Origin of the sequence: Streptomyces sp. NPDC101234, assembly GCF_044767525.1 — a bacterium.
GTDB lineage: Bacteria > Actinomycetota > Actinomycetes > Streptomycetales > Streptomycetaceae > Streptomyces > Streptomyces sasae.
Genome location: NZ_JBIWOA010000004.1, coordinates 290,117 through 309,695 on the forward strand (window position 1 = coordinate 290,117; position 19,579 = coordinate 309,695).

18 protein-coding genes are annotated in these 19,579 nt (G+C 71.6%); 10 read left to right on the forward strand and 8 right to left on the reverse strand.

Features of this window, described 5'->3' with window-relative positions; all coding sequences use genetic code 11:
- Nucleotides 1-70 precede the first annotated feature (70 nt).
- Both ACIRR9_RS09865 and ACIRR9_RS09870 read left to right on the forward strand, forming a co-directional pair.
- Entirely contained in the window at nt 71-796 is a 726-nt protein-coding gene (locus tag ACIRR9_RS09865; RefSeq protein WP_365335953.1) for a VWA domain-containing protein, read from the forward strand.
- Between the two features lie 97 nt (nt 797-893).
- Nucleotides 894-2,564: a cytochrome bc complex cytochrome b subunit gene (locus ACIRR9_RS09870; protein WP_403749419.1), complete on the forward strand. Its 1,671-nt coding sequence runs from the start codon at nt 894-896 to the stop codon at nt 2,562-2,564.
- 57 nt (nt 2,565-2,621) lie between these two features.
- Here ACIRR9_RS09870 and ACIRR9_RS09875 read toward each other — a convergent pair whose 3' ends face one another.
- Nucleotides 2,622-3,587 (reverse strand): acyl-CoA dehydrogenase family protein, encoded by a 966-nt coding sequence (locus tag ACIRR9_RS09875; RefSeq protein ID WP_403749422.1) that lies wholly within the window; start codon nt 3,585-3,587, stop codon nt 2,622-2,624.
- A gap of 1 nt (nt 3,588) precedes the next feature.
- Nucleotides 3,589-4,728, reverse strand: a complete 1,140-nt coding sequence (locus ACIRR9_RS09880; RefSeq protein WP_403749713.1) for an acyl-CoA dehydrogenase family protein — start codon at nt 4,726-4,728, stop codon at nt 3,589-3,591.
- A 53-nt stretch (nt 4,729-4,781) separates the two neighbouring features.
- Here ACIRR9_RS09880 and ACIRR9_RS09885 point away from each other — a divergent pair, with 53 nt between their 5' ends.
- Genes ACIRR9_RS09885 through ACIRR9_RS09895 form a run of 3 tightly spaced genes read left to right on the forward strand, consistent with a single transcriptional unit; the run spans nt 4,782 to nt 7,410 of the window.
- Nucleotides 4,782-5,579, forward strand: coding sequence for an SDR family oxidoreductase (locus ACIRR9_RS09885; RefSeq protein ID WP_365335951.1), 798 nt, complete (start codon nt 4,782-4,784; stop codon nt 5,577-5,579).
- Nucleotides 5,580-5,594: 15 nt separating this feature from the next.
- A complete protein-coding gene (locus tag ACIRR9_RS09890; protein ID WP_403749424.1) occupies nt 5,595-6,206 on the forward strand; it encodes a TetR/AcrR family transcriptional regulator in 612 nt (203 codons plus the stop codon).
- Between the two features lie 46 nt (nt 6,207-6,252).
- Nucleotides 6,253-7,410, forward strand: coding sequence for an acetyl-CoA C-acetyltransferase (locus ACIRR9_RS09895; RefSeq protein WP_403749426.1), 1,158 nt, complete (start codon nt 6,253-6,255; stop codon nt 7,408-7,410).
- On the opposite strand, the gene ACIRR9_RS09900 is transcribed toward ACIRR9_RS09895, so the two are convergent.
- The 4 genes from ACIRR9_RS09900 to ACIRR9_RS09915 are packed head-to-tail and all read right to left on the reverse strand — an operon-like array spanning nt 7,394 to nt 10,800.
- Nucleotides 7,394-8,443 carry an NAD(P)H-dependent flavin oxidoreductase gene (locus tag ACIRR9_RS09900; protein ID WP_403749428.1) on the reverse strand — a complete coding sequence of 350 codons (1,050 nt, stop codon included), beginning with the start codon at nt 8,441-8,443 and terminating at the stop codon, nt 7,394-7,396. The two genes, ACIRR9_RS09895 and ACIRR9_RS09900, sit on opposite strands and share 17 nt — an antisense overlap.
- The gene (locus ACIRR9_RS09905) at nt 8,443-9,171 is read right to left on the reverse strand and encodes a CoA-transferase subunit beta (protein ID WP_403749430.1); all 729 of its coding nucleotides are present in this window, start codon (nt 9,169-9,171) and stop codon (nt 8,443-8,445) included. The genes ACIRR9_RS09900 and ACIRR9_RS09905 overlap by 1 nt, the downstream gene beginning before the upstream one ends.
- Nucleotides 9,168-10,019 carry a CoA transferase subunit A gene (locus ACIRR9_RS09910; RefSeq protein WP_403749715.1) on the reverse strand — a complete coding sequence of 284 codons (852 nt, stop codon included), beginning with the start codon at nt 10,017-10,019 and terminating at the stop codon, nt 9,168-9,170. The genes ACIRR9_RS09905 and ACIRR9_RS09910 overlap by 4 nt, the downstream gene beginning before the upstream one ends.
- Before the next feature lie 10 nt (nt 10,020-10,029).
- Nucleotides 10,030-10,800: an enoyl-CoA hydratase family protein gene (locus tag ACIRR9_RS09915; RefSeq protein WP_403749433.1), complete on the reverse strand. Its 771-nt coding sequence runs from the start codon at nt 10,798-10,800 to the stop codon at nt 10,030-10,032.
- Between the two features lie 101 nt (nt 10,801-10,901).
- Between ACIRR9_RS09915 and ACIRR9_RS09920 the strand changes: the two genes are divergently transcribed.
- Both ACIRR9_RS09920 and ACIRR9_RS09925 read left to right on the forward strand, forming a co-directional pair.
- The gene (locus ACIRR9_RS09920) at nt 10,902-11,660 is read left to right on the forward strand and encodes an SDR family oxidoreductase (protein ID WP_384563913.1); all 759 of its coding nucleotides are present in this window, start codon (nt 10,902-10,904) and stop codon (nt 11,658-11,660) included.
- Between the two features lies 1 nt (nt 11,661).
- Nucleotides 11,662-12,567 (forward strand): SDR family oxidoreductase, encoded by a 906-nt coding sequence (locus tag ACIRR9_RS09925; RefSeq protein WP_403749436.1) that lies wholly within the window; start codon nt 11,662-11,664, stop codon nt 12,565-12,567.
- A 39-nt stretch (nt 12,568-12,606) separates the two neighbouring features.
- Here ACIRR9_RS09925 and ACIRR9_RS09930 read toward each other — a convergent pair whose 3' ends face one another.
- Together ACIRR9_RS09930 and ACIRR9_RS09935 are read right to left on the reverse strand one after the other, a co-directional pair.
- Nucleotides 12,607-13,497 (reverse strand): hypothetical protein, encoded by an 891-nt coding sequence (locus tag ACIRR9_RS09930; protein ID WP_403749438.1) that lies wholly within the window; start codon nt 13,495-13,497, stop codon nt 12,607-12,609.
- A 155-nt stretch (nt 13,498-13,652) separates the two neighbouring features.
- A complete protein-coding gene (locus tag ACIRR9_RS09935; RefSeq protein ID WP_403749439.1) occupies nt 13,653-15,404 on the reverse strand; it encodes a beta-galactosidase family protein in 1,752 nt (583 codons plus the stop codon).
- Nucleotides 15,405-15,511: 107 nt separating this feature from the next.
- Between ACIRR9_RS09935 and ACIRR9_RS09940 the strand changes: the two genes are divergently transcribed.
- From ACIRR9_RS09940 to pepN, 3 genes are all read left to right on the forward strand, one after another.
- A complete protein-coding gene (locus ACIRR9_RS09940) occupies nt 15,512-16,414 on the forward strand; it encodes a helix-turn-helix domain-containing protein (protein WP_384564095.1) in 903 nt (300 codons plus the stop codon).
- 34 nt (nt 16,415-16,448) lie between these two features.
- Nucleotides 16,449-16,802 carry a chorismate mutase gene (locus tag ACIRR9_RS09945; protein ID WP_123977963.1) on the forward strand — a complete coding sequence of 118 codons (354 nt, stop codon included), beginning with the start codon at nt 16,449-16,451 and terminating at the stop codon, nt 16,800-16,802.
- Nucleotides 16,803-17,007: 205 nt separating this feature from the next.
- The gene (gene pepN, locus ACIRR9_RS09950; protein WP_403749442.1) at nt 17,008-19,491 is read left to right on the forward strand and encodes an aminopeptidase N; all 2,484 of its coding nucleotides are present in this window, start codon (nt 17,008-17,010) and stop codon (nt 19,489-19,491) included.
- Nucleotides 19,492-19,579 lie beyond the last annotated feature (88 nt).

Genomic DNA, 19,579 nt, shown 5'->3' on the forward strand with positions numbered 1-19,579 from the left:
GGCAGGCGCCGCCGCCTTTCCGCGATCAAGTAACCTCGGCCTCCTGAACCAGGGTGAGGGGGAGCAGGACATGGCCGCGATCAGTCTCAGCAAGGTGGAGCAGACCGCGCCCGCGCTCGTCGGCGCCTACCGCTCGGCCGGGATCTCCCTCACCAAGCACGGACTCGACGGACTGCGCGCCGCCGTCTACCTGGTCGTCGACTACTCCGGCTCGATGAAGCCGTACTACGCGGACGGCAGCGTCCAGGCGCTCGCCGACCGGGTGCTGGGGCTCTCCGCGCACCTGGACGACGACGGTCAGGTCCCCGTCGTCTTCTTCTCCACCGACATCGACGCGGTCACCGACATCAAGCTCGCCGAGCACAAGGGCCGTATCGAGGAGATCGCGGCCGGGCTCGGGCACATGGGCAAGACCAGCTACCACCTGGCGATGGACGCCGTCATCGACCACTACCTCGACAGCGGCGCCACCGATCCCGCTCTGGTCGTCTTCCAGACCGACGGCGGCCCCATCAACAAGCCCGCCGCGGAACGCTATCTGTGCAAGGCGGCCAAGCTGCCGCTGTTCTGGCAGTTCGTCGGCTTCGGCGACCCGCACAGCAAACAGTTCGACTTCCTGCGCAAACTCGACGAGCTGGCGGTCCCGGGAAAGCGGGCGGTGGACAACGCGGGCTTCTTCCACGCCGGTTCGGACCCGCTGAAGGTCCCGGACGGTGAGCTGTACGACCGCCTCGTCGGCGAGTTCCCGCAGTGGCTGGCGGCGGCGCGGGCGGCGGGCATCGTACGCGCCGGCTGAACCCTTCGGCCCCGGCCGACTTTACGTCGCACCGTTGGCTGTCGGGGTCCTGTCGTGCCACCCTGATGGGTGATCCGGCGGGGAGGCGACGCGACGTATGGACGACGCGGCACGAACGGTGAACGGCCAGGCACGGGTGGGGAGTTCCACTGATTCCGCGCGCAGGGCGGATCCCCCGGGCAAGGGTGAGAAAGTCGCGGACTGGGCCGACGGAAGGCTCGGGATCTACTCCCTGGCCAAGGCCAACATGCGCAAGGTGTTCCCGGACCACTGGTCCTTCATGCTGGGCGAGGTCTGCCTCTACAGCTTCCTCATCCTGATCCTCACGGGCATCTACCTCACGCTCTTCTTCGAGCCCAGCGGCGCCGAGGTCGTCTACCACGGCAGCTACGGCCCGATGAACGGCATCATCATGACCAAGGCGTACGAGTCGACGCTGCACATCAGCTTCGACGTACGCGGCGGACTGCTGATCCGGCAGATCCACCACTGGGCGGCCCTGGTCTTCGTCGCCGGGATGTTCGTCCACATGATGCGGGTGTTCTTCACGGGCGCCTTCCGCAAGCCCCGCGAGATCAACTGGCTGTTCGGCTGGACCCTGCTGTTCCTCGCCATCCTCACCGGCCTGACCGGCTACTCGCTCCCCGACGACCTGCTCTCCGGCACCGGCGTCCGGTTCGCCGACGGCGCGATCCTGTCGATCCCGATCGTCGGGACGTACATCTCGATGTTCCTGTTCGGCGGGGAGTTCCCCGGCCACGACATCATCTCCCGCTTCTTCCCGATCCACGTCCTGCTGCTGCCCGGGATCATGCTGGGACTGGTCGTCGCCCATCTGATCCTGGTCTTCTACCACAAGCACACCCAGTACCCGGGGCCCGGACACGACCAGAAGAGCGTGGTCGGCATGCCCTTCCTGCCGGTCTACATGGCCAAGGCCGGCGGTTTCTTCTTCCTCGTCTTCGGCGTCCTCGCGCTCATGGGCGGCATCGCCACCATCAACCCCGTGTGGGCGTTCGGCCCCTACCGCCCCGACCTGGTCACCACCGGTGCCCAGCCCGACTGGTACCTGGGCTTCTCCGAGGGCCTGATCCGGGTGATGCCCGGCTGGGAGATCAACGCCTGGGGCCACACCCTGGAACTGGGCGTCCTGATCCCCTTCTCGGTCTTCCCGCTGTTCCTGCTGGCCATCGGCGTCTACCCGTTCATCGAGGCGTGGATCACCGGCGACAGACGCGAGCACCACATCCTCGACCGGCCGCGCAACACACCCGTCCGCACCGCCCTCGGCGTGGCCTGGCTCAGCCTGTACGTCGTCCTGCTGATCGGCGGCGGCAACGACATCGTCGCCACCCATCTCCATCTCGCCATCAACTCGATCACCTGGTTCGTCCGGATCTCCGTCTTCGTCGTCCCCGTCCTGGCCTTCGTCGTCACGAAACGGGTCTGCCTCGGTCTGCAACGCCGGGACCGCGACAAGGTCCTGCACGGCAGAGAGACCGGCCTCATCAAGATGCTCCCGCACGGCGAGTACATCGAGGTCCACGAACCCCTCACCCAGGAAAGCCTGTTCACCCTCACCCAGCACGAACAGGACCCGCCGTACGAAATCGGCCCGCTCGAGGACGCGAACGGGGTACGGCGAAAGGTCACGCTCGGACAGCGGGTACGGGCGAGCCTGGCCAAGGGAATGTTCGGCCCGGACACCCACATCCCGAAGCCGACGGAGCAGGAGTACCGGGAGATCACGAGCGGGGACCACCACTGAAGCGCCCTTCTTTTAGGGGCGCGGGGAACTGCGCGACCGGCCCCCAGCGGCACGCAGTCAACGACGCCCGAGAACCACCCCTCTGCACTCTTCCGGCGTCCCCCAGGCCGCGCGCAGCGCACGGGCCTTGGTCAGCCAGAGCGACAGGTCGTACTCGGCGGTGTAGCCGATCGCGCCGTGCAGTTGCAGCGCCGCCCGCGCCCCGGCGTAGGCGGCCTCGCACGCGCTGAGCTTCGCCGCGGCCACGTCCGACGGAGTCATCGTCACCGCCGCCCCGAAGACCAACGGCCGGGCGAACTCCAGGGCGATCTTCGCGTCGGCCAGCCTGTGCTTGACCGCCTGGAACGACCCGATGGGTACCCCGAACTGGGTCCGCTGCCTGACGTACGCCACCGTTCTGTCGAGCAGCGCCAGCCCCACCCCCAGCGCCTGCGCGGCCGTGGCGAGCCGTGCCCAGGGCAGCGCCTGCGCCCACGCCGGCTCCGCGCTGATCAGCTCGCCGACCGGAGGCAGCGGTGTCAGCCGACGCGCGGGGTCCAGCGACCGGCGCACCGCACCGGCACCGGGGGACAACCGCAGCCCGTCCGGCGTCGCGGCGAGCCGCAGCCCCGCCGCGTCCCCGTCCAGCGCGTACCCGTACCCGTGCCCGGTGAAGTCCGTCGTCACCGTGGCGATCGTCCCGCCCGCCGCGATCCCCGGCAGAAACCGCTTGGCGAGGTCGGCACTCTCACCGAGCAGCACCGCCGCGGCCACCGTCTCCACCAACGGCCCCGGCACCGCGTGGCGACCCAACTCAAGGAAAGCCACCGCGAGTTCGACAGGTCTGCGCCCGACCCCGCCGTACTCCTCCGGCACCGCCAGCCCGAACACCCCCGCCTCGCCCACCCGTCCCCACAACGCCCGCCCGCTCGTATGATCCCCGCGGCTCCAGTCCCGTACCACCGCCGGGGTGTCGGCGGCCGTCAGCAGCGCCCGCAGGGCGTCGGCGAAGTCGCGCTGTTCGGTGTCGAGGAGGAAACGCATGTCAGCGGCGTCCCTTCGGCAGGCCGAGCAGACGCTCGGCGATGATGTCGCGCTGGATCTCGTTGGTGCCCGCGTAGACGGGGCCGGCGAGCGAGAAGACGTACCCCTCGGACCATGGAGTGTCGGCCAACTCGCCCTCCGTACCCAGCAGATCGAGCGCCGTCTCGTGCAGCGCCAGGTCCAGCTCGGACCAGAACACCTTGTTCAGGCTGGACTCCGGGCCCAGGGACTCGCCGTCCAGGAAGCGGGAGGCGGCCGCGTAGGTGAAGAGCTGATAGGCGCGGGCGCCGATGACGGCGTCGGCCACCCGGGCCGCGGCGGACTCGGGGGCGCCCTGTGCCCGCCAGAGGTCCAGCAACCGGTCGGCGGCGGCCAGGAACCGGCCTGGCGACCGCAGTGTCAGCCCCCGCTCGTTGCCCGCCGTCGACATCGCGATCCGCCAGCCCTGACCGGGTGCGCCGATCACGTCCTCGTCGGGCACGAACACCTCGTCCAGGAACAGCTCGGCGAACGCCGGCTTCCCGTCGAGCCGGCCGATCGGGCGGACGGTCACGCCCGGTGCGCGCAGGTCGAACATCAGGTAGGTGAGCCCCTGATGCGGTTTCGGCGTCTGCGGCTCGCTGCGGAACAGGCCGAACGCGCGGTCCGCGAAGGCGGCCCGTGACGACCAGGTCTTCTGGCCGCGGAGCAGCCAGCCGCCGTCCGTCCGCACGGCCTTGGAGGTGAGGGACGCCAGGTCGGAACCTGCTTCGGGCTCGGACCACGCCTGCGCCCAGACCACCTCCCCCGTGGCCATCGGCGGCAGCACCCGCGTGCGCTGCTCCTCCGTGCCGTGGTCGAAGAGGGTCGGTGCGAGCAGGCTGATGCCGTTCTGGCCGACCCGGCCGGGCGCGCCCGCCGCGTAGTACTCCTCCTCGAACACCAGCCACCGCAGCAGCCCCGCCTCCCGGCCGCCGTACCGCTCCGGCCAGGACACCACCGACCAGCGGTCCGCCGCCAGTTCGGCCTCCCAGGCGCGGTGCGCCGCGAAGCCCTCCGCCGTCTCCAGGGAGGGGAGCGGAGGGCTGGGCACATGGTCCGCCAGCCAGGCGCGGGCCTCGGCACGGAACTCCTCGTCGGCCGGGGTGTGGGTCAGGTCCACGGTCGCCGTCACCGTCCTTCCCTAACAAGTGTTTGGTAGGTTAGCGTGGGCCCATGACAGGCGTCGAGAGTGTCGAGAGTCCGGAGTACGTGCCCGGGCACGGGCTGCTCGAGGGGCGCACCGCGGTCATCACGGCCGCGGCCGGGGCGGGCATCGGAGGCGCGACCGCGCGCCGTTTCCTGGAGGAGGGCGCGCGCGTGCTGATCAGCGATGCGCATGCCCGGCGACTGAAGGAGCACGAGGCCGAACTGGCCGGCCGGCATCCGGGGGCCGTGACCGCACTTCCCTGCGATGTGACCGACGAGGCCCAGGTGCAGGCCCTGTTCGACACCGCCGTGCGCACGCACGGACGGCTGGACATCGTCGTCAACAACGCGGGCCTCGGCGGGACTTCGGCGCTCGTGGAGATGGCCGACGAGCAGTGGGCGCGGGTCCTCGACGTCACTCTCAACGGCACCTTCCGGTGTGTGCGCGCCGCCCTGCGGCTCTTTCGCGAGAGCGGGGACGGCGGGGTGATCGTGAACAACTCCTCCGTCGTGGGCTGGCGGGCCCAGGCCGGACAGGCGCACTACGCCGCCGCCAAGGCCGGGGTGATGGCGCTGACCCGGTGCGCGGCGGTCGAGGCCGCCGAGTACGGGGTGCGGGTCAACGCCGTGGCGCCGAGCCTCGCCATGCATCCGCACCTGGTGAAGGTGACGTCCGCCGAACTGCTGGAGGAACTCACCGCCCGTGAGGCCTTCGGGCGGTACGCCGAGCCGTGGGAGGTGGCCAACGCGATCGTCTTCCTGGCGTCCGGCTACTCCTCGTACCTCACCGGTGAGGTCCTCTCCGTCAGCAGCCAGCATCCCTAGGACCACAATGGACGCGTGCCGACCAAGAAGAAGCCCCAGGTGACCGCGGCTCCCGCCCGGCGCCGCGAACTCCTCGAGACCGCCGCCGAGGTCTTCGCCGAGCAGGGCTACAACGCCACCACCGTACGCAAGATCGCGGACCACGCGGGCATGCTCGCGGGCAGCCTCTACTACCACTTCGACTCCAAGGAATCGATGCTGGAGGAGATCCTGCGGACCTTCCTCGACGAGCTCTGGGACGGCTACGACACCGTCCTGGACGCCGGACTCGGCCCCCGCGAGACCCTGGAAGCCCTGGTCACCGAGTCCTTCCGGGAGATCGACCGGCACCGCGCCGCCGTCGCGATCTACCAGAAGGAGAGCAAGCAGCTGGTCGCGCAGGAGAGGTTCGGCTTCCTCGCCGAGTCGCAGCGCAGGTTCGAGAAGGCGTGGCTGGCCACGCTGGAGCGCGGGGTCGCCGCGCACATCTTCCGCGCCGACCTCGATGTCCGCCTCACCTACCGGTTCGTCCGCGACACCGTGTGGGTCGCGGCCTCCTGGTACCGGCCCGGCGGACAGCACAGCCCGGAGGAGATCGCCCGGCAGTACCTGTCGATGGTGCTGGACGGGATCGCCGTCCGCGAATAGCTCACCCATTCGTTGAAAACCCCTTTCTGACGAGGGAGTCGCTGACATGGCCGAGGCCTACATCGTCGAAGCGGTGCGTACGCCCGTCGGGCGGCGCGGGGGCGGACTGAGCGGGGTCCACCCGGCCGATCTGGGCGCCCATGTGCTGCGGGCCCTGGTCGAGCGGTCGGGCGTGGACCCGGCCGCCGTCGAGGACGTCGTCTTCGGCTGCCTGGACGCGGTGGGACCGCAGGCCGGTGACATCGCCCGGACCAGCTGGCTGGCGGCCGGGCTGCCCGAGGAGGTGCCGGGCGTGACCGTCGACCGCCAGTGCGGCTCCTCGCAGCAGGCCGTGCACTTCGCCGCGCAGGCCGTCCTGTCGGGCACTCAGGACCTGGTGGTCGCCGGCGGTGTCCAGAACATGTCCCAGATCCCCATCGCCTTCGCCTCCCGCCAGGCCGCCGCGCCCCTGGGCCTGACCGAGGGCCCCTTCCTGGGCAGCGAGGGCTGGCGGGCCCGGTACGGCCGGCAGCCCGTCAACCAGTTCGCCGGCGCCGAGATGATCGCCGCCAAGTGGGGCATCAGCCGCCAGGACCAGGAGGAGTTCGCCCTGCGCTCCCACCGGCGGGCCCTGAGCGCCATCGACGAGGGCCGCTTCGAGCGCGAGACCGTCGCCTACGGCCCGGTCGCCGTGGACGAGGGGCCGCGCCGGGAGACCTCCCTGGAGAAGATGGCCGCCCTCAAACCGGTCGTCGACGGTGGCACCATCACCGCCGCCTGCTCCTCCCAGGTCTCCGACGGTGCCGCCGCGATGCTCCTCGCCTCCGAACGGGCCGTCCGCGAACACGGACTGCGCCCCCGCGCCCGCGTCCACCACCTCTCCGTCCGCGGCGAGGACCCCATCCGGATGCTCTCCGCGCCGATCCCGGCCACCGCGCACGCCCTGAAGAAGACCGGCCTCACCATCGACGCCATCGACCTCGTCGAGATCAACGAGGCCTTCGCGCCGGTCGTCCTGGCCTGGCTCAAGGAGACCGGCGCCGACCCCGCCAGGGTCAACGTCAACGGCGGCGCGATCGCCCTCGGTCACCCCCTCGGCGCGACCGGCGTCAAACTGATGACGACCCTCCTGCACGAACTGGAGCGCACCGGCGGCCGGTTCGGCCTGCAGACCATGTGCGAGGGCGGGGGACAGGCGAACGTGACGATCATCGAGCGGTTGTGAGCCGTTCCCTGACCTCCTCAGCCTCCTTCAAGATCCGCTCCACCAGCTCCGCGCACGACGGCAGGTCGTCGATCACGCCGGCGACCTGCCCGGACGCCATCACTCCCAGATCCGTACGGCCGTCCACCATCGCCGACCTGAGCAGCATCGGCGTGTTCGCGGCCAGCAGGACCTGACTCCAGGACAGTTCCTTCCCGTGCCGCAGCGCCAGGCCGTCCTGGACCATCTGCCGCCAGGTGAGTCCGGACAGCTTCCGGAACCCCGCCGCCCGCCGTAGCGCGTGCAGCAGACTCCGGGCCCGGCCCGAACTCTCCAGCGCGGCCACCAGATCGCTCCGCAGCATCCGGTGCGGCAGCCCGTCCACCGCCCTGGTCACGGTGACGTCCTTGACCGCCGCCGCCAGATAGCGTGCCTTCACCGCGTCCGGCACCGCCGAGTCCGAGGTGAGCAGGAACCGCGTCCCCATCGCGACCCCCGCCGCCCCGTACGCCAGTGCAGCCATCAGCCCGCGCCCGTCGAAGAACCCCCCCGCGGCCACCACCGGTATCCGCACCGCGTCCACCACCTGCGGAAGCAGCACGCTCGTCGCCACCTCGCCGGTGTGCCCGCCGCCCTCACCGCCCTGCACGATCACCGCGTCCGCACCCCACTCCGCCACCTTCTCGGCGTGCCGCCGTGCCCCGACGGACGGGATCACCACCACACCCGCGGCCTTCAGTTCGGCGATCAGCTCGGGTGAGGGGGCGAGCGCGAAGGACGCCACCCGCACACCCGCGTCGATGATCAACCGGACCCGGTCACCGGCGTCGGCCGAGTCCGCCCGCAGGTTCACCCCGAACGGAGCGTCGGTACGGCACCGCACCTCCGCTATCGAGGTACGCAACTGGTCGAGCGTCATCGTCGCGGAGGCCAGGATGCCGAGGGCGCCGGCGTTGGCCGTCGCGGAGACCAGGCGGGGGCCCGCCACCCAGCCCATCCCCGTCTGCACGATCGGATGCCGTATCCCGGCCAGCCGGGTGAGCGCGGTCTCCATCAGCCCGCGACCTCCTTCACCCGCGCGCCACCCGGATCGAGCACCTCACGGATCAGCCGCAGCTCCTCCTCGCTCGGCTCGCGGGTGTACGGCACCTCGTCCGGGACGGTGAGCTCGAAATCCGTCGCCTCCCGCACCCGGTCGACGCTGACCCCGGGATGCAGCGCGGCCAGCCGCATCGAGCGGTCGGGGGTCTCGAAGTCGAGGACAGCGAGGTCGGTGACGACTCTCGGGATGCGATGGAAGCGGCCGATGCCCGGATCCTCGGCCACCCGGTCGTACCCCACCCCGCACACCATGTCGACCTTCGTCACGAACACCCGCCGGGAGTGCTTCGGGACCCAGTAACTCGTCGGGTTGTTCAGTGTGTTCAGCGGTGCCCCGCGCACCCCGAGCAGCTGCCGTCCCGGGTGCGCCCAGTCGCCGATGCACGAGATGTTCTGGTTGCCGTACCGGTCGATCTGGCTCGCGCCCATCATCACGTGCCGCCGCCCACCGGACACCAGGGCGAGGTGCTGCCGGTAGGGCAGCCAGCCCTCCGGTGTGCCGTCCGGGCGGACCAGCAGGGCCTCGCCGTCGGTCAGCAGCAGATCCGGCGCGAAGGTGAGCCGGGCCAGGCGGGCACCCAGGGAAGGGATCAGGCCCATCGGGCTCGCCAGGATCTCACCGGAGCCGCGCCAGGCCTCGGCACAGGCGATGACGCAGTACTCGGAACGGAGAACACTCATCGGTCCTGTTCCTCCTGCCGGTTCCGCACCGCCGTCCGGTAGGCCTGCTCGTCCCCGGCGAGGAAACGCGTCGCGAACTCCTCCCAGGGCGTGGTCGCGTACAGCCGCTGGAACTCCTCGTCCCGCCCGTAGTCGGGGGCGCAGGAAGTGAAGTGCGCACCGCCGGGAGCCTCCACGACCCCGGTCACGGCGAGCCGTTTGACCAGCAGTGACTGCGGCGGCGCCTCCTTCGTCAACTCGGCCGTGTCCACGATCCGTTCGCAGGAGACATAGGCCGCGTCCGCCGCCTCGCAGAACAGGTCGTCGAAGTACGGGTCCGGGCCCAGGTACTGCCCGTTGCCCAGCCGGTCGGCGCGGTTGAGATGCACCAGGGCCGCGTCCAGGCGCAGCGCGGGCATCGCCACGAACGTCTCGCCGTCGTCGTACGGCGAAGTGACCGTCCGCAGACCGGGGTTGACCCGCATGACGTCCGAGCCGACGCCGGCTCGCACGGGGAGGAAGGGGAGCCGGTTCGCGGCCGCCTGCAGGCCCCACATGAACATGCCCTCGTCGATCTCCGTCAGCTCGAACGCCCCGCGCTCGCGCGCCGCCCGGTAGTGCGGTTCGAGCGGGACGGAGTCGAGGGTGACGAAGGCCGTCACCAGTCTGCGCACCCGGCCGGCCGCGACCAGCATCCCGACGTCCGGGCCGCCGTACGAGACCAGCGTGAGATCGCCGATACCGCTCCGGAGCACTGCTCTGACCAGGGCCATCGGCTTGCGTCGGGAACCCCAGCCGCCGATGCCGAGGGTCATACCGCTCGCCAGCCGTGCGACGACCTCGTCGGCGGTCATCGTCTTGTCGGTCACTGCCGGCTTGTCAGCCGTTTCCGGTTTGTCGGTCACTCCCAGCACCCTCCTTCCCGAAGGTGTCGCGGACCCGGTCGGCCACCCCGCTGAGGGCGGCCTCGAAGGTGAAGCCCTGTTCGAAGCGGTAGCTCCGCCGTATGTCGACGGGGTCGATACCGTTGATGGCAGCCTTGGCCAGCCGCAGCAGCCGGCCGTCCTTGGCCGCTATCTCCCGCGCCAACTCCAGTGCGGCGGAGTCGAGTTCGTCGCGCGACACGACCCGCCACACCGAGCCGTGCGCGTGCAGTTCGGCCGCGGTCGCCGTGCGCGAGGTGTAGTACAGCGTCCGCATCAGATGCGGCGGGACCAGGCGGGCCAGATGCGTGGCCGCGCCCAGGGCGCCCCGGTCCAGCTCGGGGAGCCCGAAGACGGCGTCCTCGCTCGCCACGATCGCGTCCGCGCTGCCCACCAGGCCTATTCCGCCGCCCAGGCAGAAGCCGTGCACCGCCGCCACCACCGGGGTCTCGCACTCGTACACCGCCGCGAACGCCTCCGCGCAGCCGTGGTTGACGCCGAGCAGCGCGTCGTTCCCCCGCGCCTGTATCTCCTTGATGTCCACGCCCGCGTTGAAGCCGCGGCCCCGCGCGGTCAGCACGACACACCGGGTCCCGGGGTCGCGGCCCGCCGCGCCGACGGCTTCCGCCAGCGCGAACCAGCCGCGCACCGGCAGCGCGTTCACCGGCGGGAAGTCGACCGTGACGAGCGCGATTCCCTTTTCCGGACACGAGGTGGAGACACCCATGGACGCATCAGCTACCTTCGCACTCAGCTGCCTTTCCACCAAACATTTGTTAGGTGTGAGGCTTCGAAGCTAGCAGTCGGCGCAGACAAGCGGGAGGCCCTGTGGATAACTCGCCGAGCGGCAGGACTGTCGTCGTCACCGGCGGTACCAGGGGCGTGGGCGCCGGGATCGCGCAGGCCTTCGCCGAGGCCGGTGCCCATGTCGTGGTCTGTGCCCGCCGGCCGCCCGGACAACACCTCGACGGCGTCGAGTTCACCCCCCTCGACCTGCGTGACCCGCCCGCAGTACGCGCCTTCTTCGACGCCCTGCCCCGGGTCGACGTGCTCGTCAACAACGCGGGCGGCACCCCCTACCGGCGGCTCGCCGACGCGGACGCCGAGCGGCACGCCCGGGTGATCGAGCTGAACCTCGTCACCCCACTGACCGCCTCCCTCGCCGCGTACGAGCAGCTCAGACAGGCCAGGGGAGCGGTGGTGATGATCGGCAGCGTCAGCGGCGGCCGCCCCTCGCCCGGCTCCGCCGCCTACGGCGCGGCCAAGGCCGGACTGGAGAACCTCGCCCGGTCCATGGCCGTGGAATGGGCGCCGGAGGTCCGGGTCAACACGCTGGTCGTGGGCATGGTCCGCACCGAGCTGACCCACCTCCACTACGGCGGACAGGGCGGCATCGACGCCGTCTCCCGCACCGTCCCGCTCGGCAGGCTCGCCGCCCCGTCCGACGTCGGCGCCGCCGCCGTCTTCCTCGCCTCCGACGCGGCCGCCTACATCAGCGGGGCGAGCCTGCTCGTGCACGGGGGCGGCGAGCGGCCGGCGTTCCTGGACGCGGCGACCGCCAACAAGCCATCGGACAAGGAGGACTGACATGAGCGGAATCTGCGCGGGCCGGGTCGTCGTCGTCACCGGCGCCGGGCGCGGCCTCGGCCGGGCCCATGCACTCGCCTTCGCCGCCGAGGGTGCCCGGGTCGTCGTCAACGACCTCGGTGTCGGCCTCGACGGCGTGCCGGGCCCGGACAGTCCGGCCGGGGCCGTGGTGGACGAGATCCGGGCGGCCGGCGGGGAGGCGGTGGCGCACGGCGGTGACATCGCGACGGCCGCCGGGGCCGAGTCCCTGGTGGCAGCGGCCCTGGACACGTACGGCCGGCTCGACACCCTCGTCAACAACGCCGGGTTCCTGCGCGACCGGATGCTCGTCAATCTCGGCGAGGACGACTGGGACGCGGTGATGCGCGTCCACCTCAAGGGCCACTTCCTGCCGCTGCGGCACGCGGCCGCGCACTGGCGGGCCGAGACCAAGGCGGGCCGGACGCCGGTCGCCCGGATCGTCAACACCAGCAGCGGGGCGGGCCTGCTGGGCTCGGTCGGGCAGGGCAACTACAGCGCCGCCAAGGCCGGCATCGTGGGCCTCACCCTGGTCGCCGCGGCGGAACTCGCCCGCTACGGCGTCCAGGTCAACGCCATCGCCCCAGCCGCCCGCACCCGGATGACCGAGCGCACGTTCGCCGAGACCATGGCCGCCCCCGACGCCGGCTTCGACACCATGGCCCCCGAGAACGTCTCCCCGCTCGTCGTCTGGCTGGGCTCCGCCGCGAGCGCGGGCGTGACCGGGCGGGTGTTCGAGACAGAGGGCGGGCGGATCACCGTCATGGAGGGGTGGCGGCCGGGGCCGACCGCGGACAAGGGAGCCCGCCGGTCCCCGGCCGAGGCGGGGGAGACGGCACTGAAACTGCTGGCCGAGGCGGCGGCGCCGGGGGCGGTGTACGGGGCGTGAGGCCGGGGCGGGGCCCGGGTGCCGCTCTCCGGCACGGGCCTAGGTGTCGCACTCCAGCACCGTCCGGCACAGCGAGCACCGCGCCCGTACCCGGCCCCGCACCGGCACCCTGATCCGCTGGTGGCAGGTCGGGCACGGGAACGAGACGCGCAGATGGCCGCCGCTGTCGGGGGCGAAGGTGTAAGGGGCGCCGGGCTGTGGGTACGCCGAGGTGGGGGCGTGGCGGCGGTCACGGGCGTAGCGGCGGCGGCCCGCCCACCCGGCCGCGCTCAGCGGCGGCTGCTCCCCGTCCTGGCGGGCCCTGGCCATGCCCTTCTCGTACGCCGTGTAGGCCTGCGGGCTGGTGAACCACACCGAGGGGTCCTCGTGGAAGACGAGGGAGCGTTTGGCCAGGACGTAGCCGAACTCCTCCGGGGTGAGGTAGCCGAGCTTCTGGGACGCCTCCCCGTGCTCCCGGTAGGCGTCGAGGAGCAGCCAGCCGGCGCCCAGGTAGGTGGTCGCCGTGTCCGTGAGGATCTCGTTCTCCCGGGTGCTGGGGAAGGACAGATCCAGGCGGTGCAGATAGACGTGCATCACCTCGTGGGCGAGCGCCGCGCCGATGTCCCTGCGGTGGGTGCGGAAACGGTCGTTCAGCTCGACGAAGTACTCGGGGCCCGCGGCGAGTTCGACGTTCGCCGCGTGGGTCATGTCCTTGAAGCCGACGATCATACGGGCGTCGGGCAGGCGGAAGTGCCGCACGATCTCGCGGGCGACGCGTTGCGAGCCGAGGTGGAGGTCGTCGGTGTCGCAGAACGCGACGTCGGCGGGGAGCACGCTGGTGGCGAAGGTCTGGACGGTGTCGTGCGACAGGCGGCGGTACAACGCCGTGATGGCGGCCCGCACGGTGTCCAGGTGCGGGTAGCCGTGTTCCACCGGGCCGCCGTTCGCCACGTCCCCTACCCCCACAGACGCTGCCGGAGCTGTCTTTCACAGTATGCGGGGGATGGGGGAAATCGGGGGGCGACAGGTTGTCCGATGTCTGCGGGTCGGTGGGGGCTGATCGCGCTCACGCGGCGGTAGCCGCAGATCGGTACAGCCCCGCGCCCCTAAAGGGGCGCCAGCCGTACCGCCGCTTGATTCGTTTCCTGGAGTTCCAGGAGCCAGATCTCGTTCTCGCCCTCCTTCAGGACCGGGCCGGGGACGTACAGAGACTCCTGCGGGCCCGTCGACCAGTAGCGCCCCAGGTTGAAGCCGTTGATCCAGGCGAAGCCCCGGGTCCAGCCGGGGAGTTCCAGGCGGGCGTCACCGGCGTCGGCGACCGTCACCGTCCCCCGGTACAGGCCCGGCGCGCCGTCCTCCGGGAGGGAGCCGAAGGGCACCGCCTCCACACCCGCCTCGAAGGCGTCCAGATCCAGCGCACGCGCGCGTACCCCGTGCAGGAACTGGCGTTCGTGCAGGAGGCCGCCGGTGATGCCCTTCGTCTCACCCGAGCGGGGGCCGTAGTTGACGCGGCCCAGGGACTCCACCCAGAGCTCCACGCGCGCGGGGCCCGCGATGGGCTCCTTGAGCTGGGGTTCCTCCTCGGTGAGGACCCCGGCGCGCTCGCCGTCGACGTACACGACCGCCAGGTCGCGCAGGCCCCGCGCGGTGAGCGGGTACGGCTGGCGGGGTCCCGGGACGTCCACCTCGTAGCGGACCAGGCCGCGGGCGATGTCCAGCTCCTCGAAGGTGGGCGGGACGGCGTGGACGCGTTCCGGGGTGCCCAGGGCCTCCAGGACGCCCGGCAGGGGCGCCCAGGAGGTCAGTTCCACGTGCGTTGCCGAAGCCGAAGCGGCCGGGGCGGGCGGCAGTTCGGGCAGCGGTCCGTCGTGGTACTCGGCGAGGACCTCGCGCAGGCGCCAGAACTTCTCCGTGGGACGGCCGTACTCGTCGATCGGCGCGTCGTAGTCGTACGACGTCACGTCCGCCTCCAGCGGGCCCTCGTGCAGCTCGCCGCCGGGCCGGTTGGCGCCCGCCCAGCCGGCGAAGTTGGTGCCGCCGTGCGCCATGTAGACGTTGACCGACGCACCGCACTCCAGGATCTCCCGCAGGGCCGCCGCCGCGTCGTCGGCGTCCCGTACGACGTGCTCGCCGCCCCAGTGATCGAACCAGCCGCACCAGAACTCCATGCACATCAGCGGGCCCTGCGGCTGGTGCCGGCGCAGGGTCTCGAAGGCCACGCGCGCGTGGGAGCCGAAGTTCACCGTCGCCAGCAGTCCGGGGACCGAGCCGCCGGTGAGCATGTGGTCCTCGGGGCCGTCCGAGGTGACCAGCGGCACCGTGACGCCCTCGGTGCGCAGCAGGCCGGTGAGATGGGCCAGGTAGTCGGCGTCGGAGCCGTAGCTGCCGTACTCGTTCTCGACCTGCACCATGATCACCGGGCCGCCCCGGTCCAGCTGCCGGGACACGACCTCGGGCAGCAGGTGACGGAACCAGCGGTCCACGTACCCGAGGAATCGCTCGTCACGCGTGCGTGCCCGTGCGCCCAGCTCGCCCGTCACCCAGTGCGGCAGACCGCCGTTCTCCCACTCCGCGCAGATGTACGGCCCCGGCCGCACGATCGCCCACAGGCCCGCCTCCCGCGCCGCGTCCAGGAAACGGCCGAGCGCCCCGGCGTCCCGGAAGGCGCCCGGGTGCGGCTCGTGCAGGTTCCACGGCACGTACGTCTCCACGCAGTTCAGGCCCATGGCACGCAGCATCGCGAGCCGGTGGCCCCACTGCTCCTCGTGCACCCGGAAGTAGTGCAGCGCGCCGGACAGCAGCCGCACCGGCCGCCCGTCCAGCAGGAAATCCGTTTCGCCCACCGTGAAGTCACTCATAGGCTCACTTTGGCCTGCTGGCGAGCGCCGAAACCATGGACAAAGATCGGCAGTACTTGGACGGAAGAGCCGACAGCAAGGAGCGCGCAGTGCCGGGTGGACCGCCGATCTTCCATACCTGGATGCGGTTCTTCACACCGGGCGCCGTGCACCGCCGGCTCGGCCTGGTCTGCTGGGGCGTCGGTCTGCAGTACGGCGCGGTGCCCGCCGTCGGCCCGCGCCTGCTGGAGCACCACGTCGCCGTGGTGATCAGCTCGGGCCGGGGCTGGTACCGCACGCCCGACGGGCGCAGTACCGCCGTCGTCGCGCCCGCGCTGGTGTGGCTCACGCCCGGCGTCCCGCACCACTACGGGCCCGACCCGGACAGCGGCTGGGACGAGGGCTTCGTGACCTTCACCGGGCCCGACACCGCGACCTACACGGAACTCGGCTACATCGAGCCCGAGCGGCCCGTGGTGCCCCTCGCGGACGCCACCGGCCCCCGGGACGTGATCGCCCGTATCGCCCGGGCCGCCCGGCAGGGCAACCCCCTCCTGGAGGTCGAGACCGGCGCCGCCGTGCACGAGCTCCTCGTCGCCCTGCGTCGCGCGCGTGCCGACCTCGCCCCGGACGGCGACCCGGTGCTGCACGCGCTCGCGCGCGACGCCTGCACCGGGATGACCGTCGCCGACCACGCGGCCCGGCACGGCATGACCCCCGCCGAGCTGCGCACCGCCGTCCGCCGGGTCGCCGGCTGCAGTCCCAAGGACTATCTGATCGGCGTCCGGCTGGGCCGCGCCCAGGAACTCCTCGCCACCACCGGACTGTCCGTGGCCGCCGTCGCCCGCCGCGTCGGCTACGACGATCCGGCCTATTTCTCCCGCCTGTTCACCCGCCGGGTCGGCACGGCCCCCGTGCGCTTCCGTGCCCAGCAGGGCCGGGCCGTCCCCGACGACTGGAACGACAGCCTCCAGGAGCCCGGCGAACCCGAACCGGGGCAGCCGGTGGCCGAACCCGCCGACGGCCCTTAGAGATCGCACGGCCGCCCCCTTAGGGTTGACGCCCATGACCACCAGCAACACCGGTACCGGTGACGTCGACCCCGCCGTCCGCGAGGAGCTCGCGCGGCTGCGCGACAGCATCGACAACATCGACGCGGCCGTCGTCCACATGCTCGCCGAACGCTTCAAGGCCACCCAGCAGGTCGGCCACCTCAAGGCGGTCCACCGGCTGCCCCCGGCCGACCCGGCCCGGGAGTCCCGGCAGATCGCCCGGCTGCGCGCCCTCGCCGAGAACGCCAAGCTCGACCCCGCCTTCGCCGAGAAATTCCTCAACTTCATCATCGCCGAGGTGATCAGACACCACGAGTCCATCGCCGAGGACACCGTCAACAACCAGGGGGCGGCGGACACGCACTGACCCGAAGCGCCCGCCGGATGCCCTGGCGAGCGCCCCGGTACCGCCGGGTGACCCCCGCGGTGACGAGGCGCTCGAACAGGTGCGCAAGACGCAGGGCGGCGCCCACCGGTGCCGTCTCGTCCCGCACCGAGACCCCGGGGCGGACATAAGCCGCGTACCGCTCCCGCCACTGTGCGTTGTCAGAGTCATCAGGCAGCATGGCGGCATGTCCGTACTGACTCGCGACGAAGCGCAGAGCCGCGCCGAGCTCCTCGACGTCCACCGCTACACGATCGACCTCGACCTGACCACCGGGGACGAGACCTTCGACTCCCGTACCGTGATCAGGTTCACGGCCCGGTCCGACGGCGACACCTTCGTCGAGATGAAGCCCACCGAGCTGCGCGCCGTCACCCTCGACGGACAGCCCCTCGACCCCGAGACGCTGGACCAGGACCGGCTGCCCCTGAAGAACCTCACCGCCGGGGAACACGAACTGCGCATCGACGCCACGATGCGCTACTCCCGCACCGGCGAGGGCATGCACCGCTTCACCGACCCCACGGACGACCGGACGTACGTCTACACGCAGCTGTTCATGGACGACGTGCAGCGCGTCTTCGCCGCCTTCGACCAGCCCGACCTGAAGGCCGTCTTCGAGCTGACCGTCACCGCTCCCGAAGGCTGGACCATCCTCGCCAACGGCGTCACCGAGCACCTCGGCGAGGGCCGCTGGCGGGCCGCCGCCACCCCGCTGATCTCCACCTACCTGGTCGCCGTCGCCGCCGGCCCCTGGCACTCCGTGCGCACCGAGCACCGCGGACTGCCCTTCGGCATCCACTGCCGCCGCTCCCTCGCGCCCCACCTGGACGCCGACGCCGAGGAACTCCTCGACATCACGCGCGCGTGCTACGACCGCTACCACGAGAAGTTCGAGGAGCCCTACCCCTTCGACTCCTACGACCAGGCGTTCGTCCCCGAGTTCAACGCCGGTGCCATGGAGAACCCCGGTCTGGTCACCTTCCGCGACGAGTTCGTCTACCGCTCCGCCGTCACCGACACCGAGCGGCAGACCCGCGCGATGGTCATCGCCCACGAGATGGCCCACATGTGGTTCGGCGACCTCGTCACCCTCCGCTGGTGGGACGACATCTGGCTGAACGAGTCCTTCGCCGAGTACATGGGCTACCAGACCCTCACCGAGGCCACCCGGTTCACCGACACCTGGGTCGACTTCGGCGTGGCCCGCAAGGCCTGGGGCTACGACGCCGACCAGCGCCCCTCCACCCACCCGGTCGCTCCCGAGGCCGTCGACGACACCGCCGCCGCCCTGCTCAACTTCGACGGCATCTCCTATGCCAAGGGTGCCTCCGCGCTGCGCCAACTGGTCGCCTGGATGGGCGAGAAGGACTTCCTCGCCGGCATCAACATCCACTTCCAGCGGCACCGGTTCGGCAACGCCACCCTCGCCGACTTCATCGACTCCCTCGCCGCCGCCACCGAACGCGACGTGCACGCCTGGGCCGACACCTGGCTGCGCACCACCGGCGTCGACACCCTCACCCCGGTCCTGGACACCGCCCCCGACGGCACCCGCACCCTCACCGTCGAGCGCACCGGCAGCCGCCCGCACCACATCAGCGTCGGCGTCTATGACCAGAGCCTCGCCGACGAGGGCGGGCTCACCCTGCGCGAGCGCATCGACCTCGACATCCCGCAGACCGTCCCGCAGCCCCTCGGCAAGCGCCCCGCCCTCCTCCTGCTGAACGACGGCGACCTGACCTACGCCAAGGTCCGCTTCGACGCCGAGTCCGCCGCCGCCGTCCGCGCCCACCTCTCCGGCCTGCCCGACCCGCTCACCCGCGCGGTGGTGTGGAACGCGCTGCGGGACGCGGTCCGCGACGGCGAACTCCCGGCCGCCGCCTACCTGGAGACCGCCCGCGTCCATCTCCCGCACGAGACCGACCTCGCCCTCGTCCAGGGCGTACTCGCCTTCACCGCGGTCCATGTCGTCGACCGGTACCTCACGCCGGAGGAGCGCCCGGCCGCGCTCGCCACCGTCTCCGCCCTGTGCCGCGACTTCATCCGGCGCACCGAGGACGGCGACAACCCCGGCCTGCGCCTGATCGCCGTACGGCACTTCATCCGTGCCGCCGCCCACCCCGACACCATCGCCGCCTGGCTCGCCGAGGGCACCGTGCCCGGCGGCCCCGAGCTCGACCCCGAGCTGCGCTGGCGCATCATGGGCCGGCTCGCCGTCCTCGGCGCCGTCGACGAGGACCGGATCGCCGCCGAGCTGGCGCGCGACCCCAGTGCCAGCGGCCAGGAGGGCGCCGCCCGTTGCCGGGCCGCACTGCCCGACCCCGAGGCCAAGCGCAGGGCCTGGGAGGCGATGTTCAACGGCGACGACCTGTCCAACTACCTGTTCGCGGCCACCGCCCAGGGCTTCTGGCACCCCGAACAGGCCGACCTGGTCCGGGAGTACGTGCCGCGCTACTACCGGGACGCGGTCGCCGTCGCCGCCCGCCGCGGCCCCGCCATCGCCACGGCCGCGGGCCGCGAGGCCTTCCCCGCCCACGCCGTCGACGCCGAGAACCTCGCCCTCGGCCGGGACTGTCTGCGCGACGCCGGCCCGGCCGCGGCCCTGCGTCGCCGTCTGATCGATGAACTCGACGACCTGGAAAGGGCGTTGCGGGTCCGCGGGGCGTAGGACGGCGGGCGTAGGACGACACGGGCGCGGCTGGTCCCCAATGGTGATGCGGGGGCCGGCCGCCGCTTCTAGGCTCGGTGGCCAAGAG

What these genes read in the sequence shown, in the direction of transcription:
- pepN (WP_403749442.1), top strand. Translation starts at nt 17,008, where the DNA reads ATGTCCGTACTGACTCGCGACGAAGCGCAGAGCCGCGCCGAGCTCCTC.
- ACIRR9_RS09935 (WP_403749439.1), bottom strand. Translation starts at nt 15,404, where the DNA reads ATGAGTGACTTCACGGTGGGCGAAACGGATTTCCTGCTGGACGGGCGG.
- ACIRR9_RS09905 (WP_403749430.1), bottom strand. Translation starts at nt 9,171, where the DNA reads ATGAGTGTTCTCCGTTCCGAGTACTGCGTCATCGCCTGTGCCGAGGCC.
- ACIRR9_RS09865 (WP_365335953.1), top strand. Translation starts at nt 71, where the DNA reads ATGGCCGCGATCAGTCTCAGCAAGGTGGAGCAGACCGCGCCCGCGCTC.
- ACIRR9_RS09900 (WP_403749428.1), bottom strand. Translation starts at nt 8,443, where the DNA reads ATGGAGACCGCGCTCACCCGGCTGGCCGGGATACGGCATCCGATCGTG.
- ACIRR9_RS09870 (WP_403749419.1), top strand. Translation starts at nt 894, where the DNA reads ATGGACGACGCGGCACGAACGGTGAACGGCCAGGCACGGGTGGGGAGT.
- ACIRR9_RS09945 (WP_123977963.1), top strand. Translation starts at nt 16,449, where the DNA reads ATGACCACCAGCAACACCGGTACCGGTGACGTCGACCCCGCCGTCCGC.
- ACIRR9_RS09915 (WP_403749433.1), bottom strand. Translation starts at nt 10,800, where the DNA reads ATGGGTGTCTCCACCTCGTGTCCGGAAAAGGGAATCGCGCTCGTCACG.
- ACIRR9_RS09925 (WP_403749436.1), top strand. Translation starts at nt 11,662, where the DNA reads ATGAGCGGAATCTGCGCGGGCCGGGTCGTCGTCGTCACCGGCGCCGGG.
- ACIRR9_RS09875 (WP_403749422.1), bottom strand. Translation starts at nt 3,587, where the DNA reads ATGCGTTTCCTCCTCGACACCGAACAGCGCGACTTCGCCGACGCCCTG.
- ACIRR9_RS09895 (WP_403749426.1), top strand. Translation starts at nt 6,253, where the DNA reads ATGGCCGAGGCCTACATCGTCGAAGCGGTGCGTACGCCCGTCGGGCGG.
- ACIRR9_RS09885 (WP_365335951.1), top strand. Translation starts at nt 4,782, where the DNA reads ATGACAGGCGTCGAGAGTGTCGAGAGTCCGGAGTACGTGCCCGGGCAC.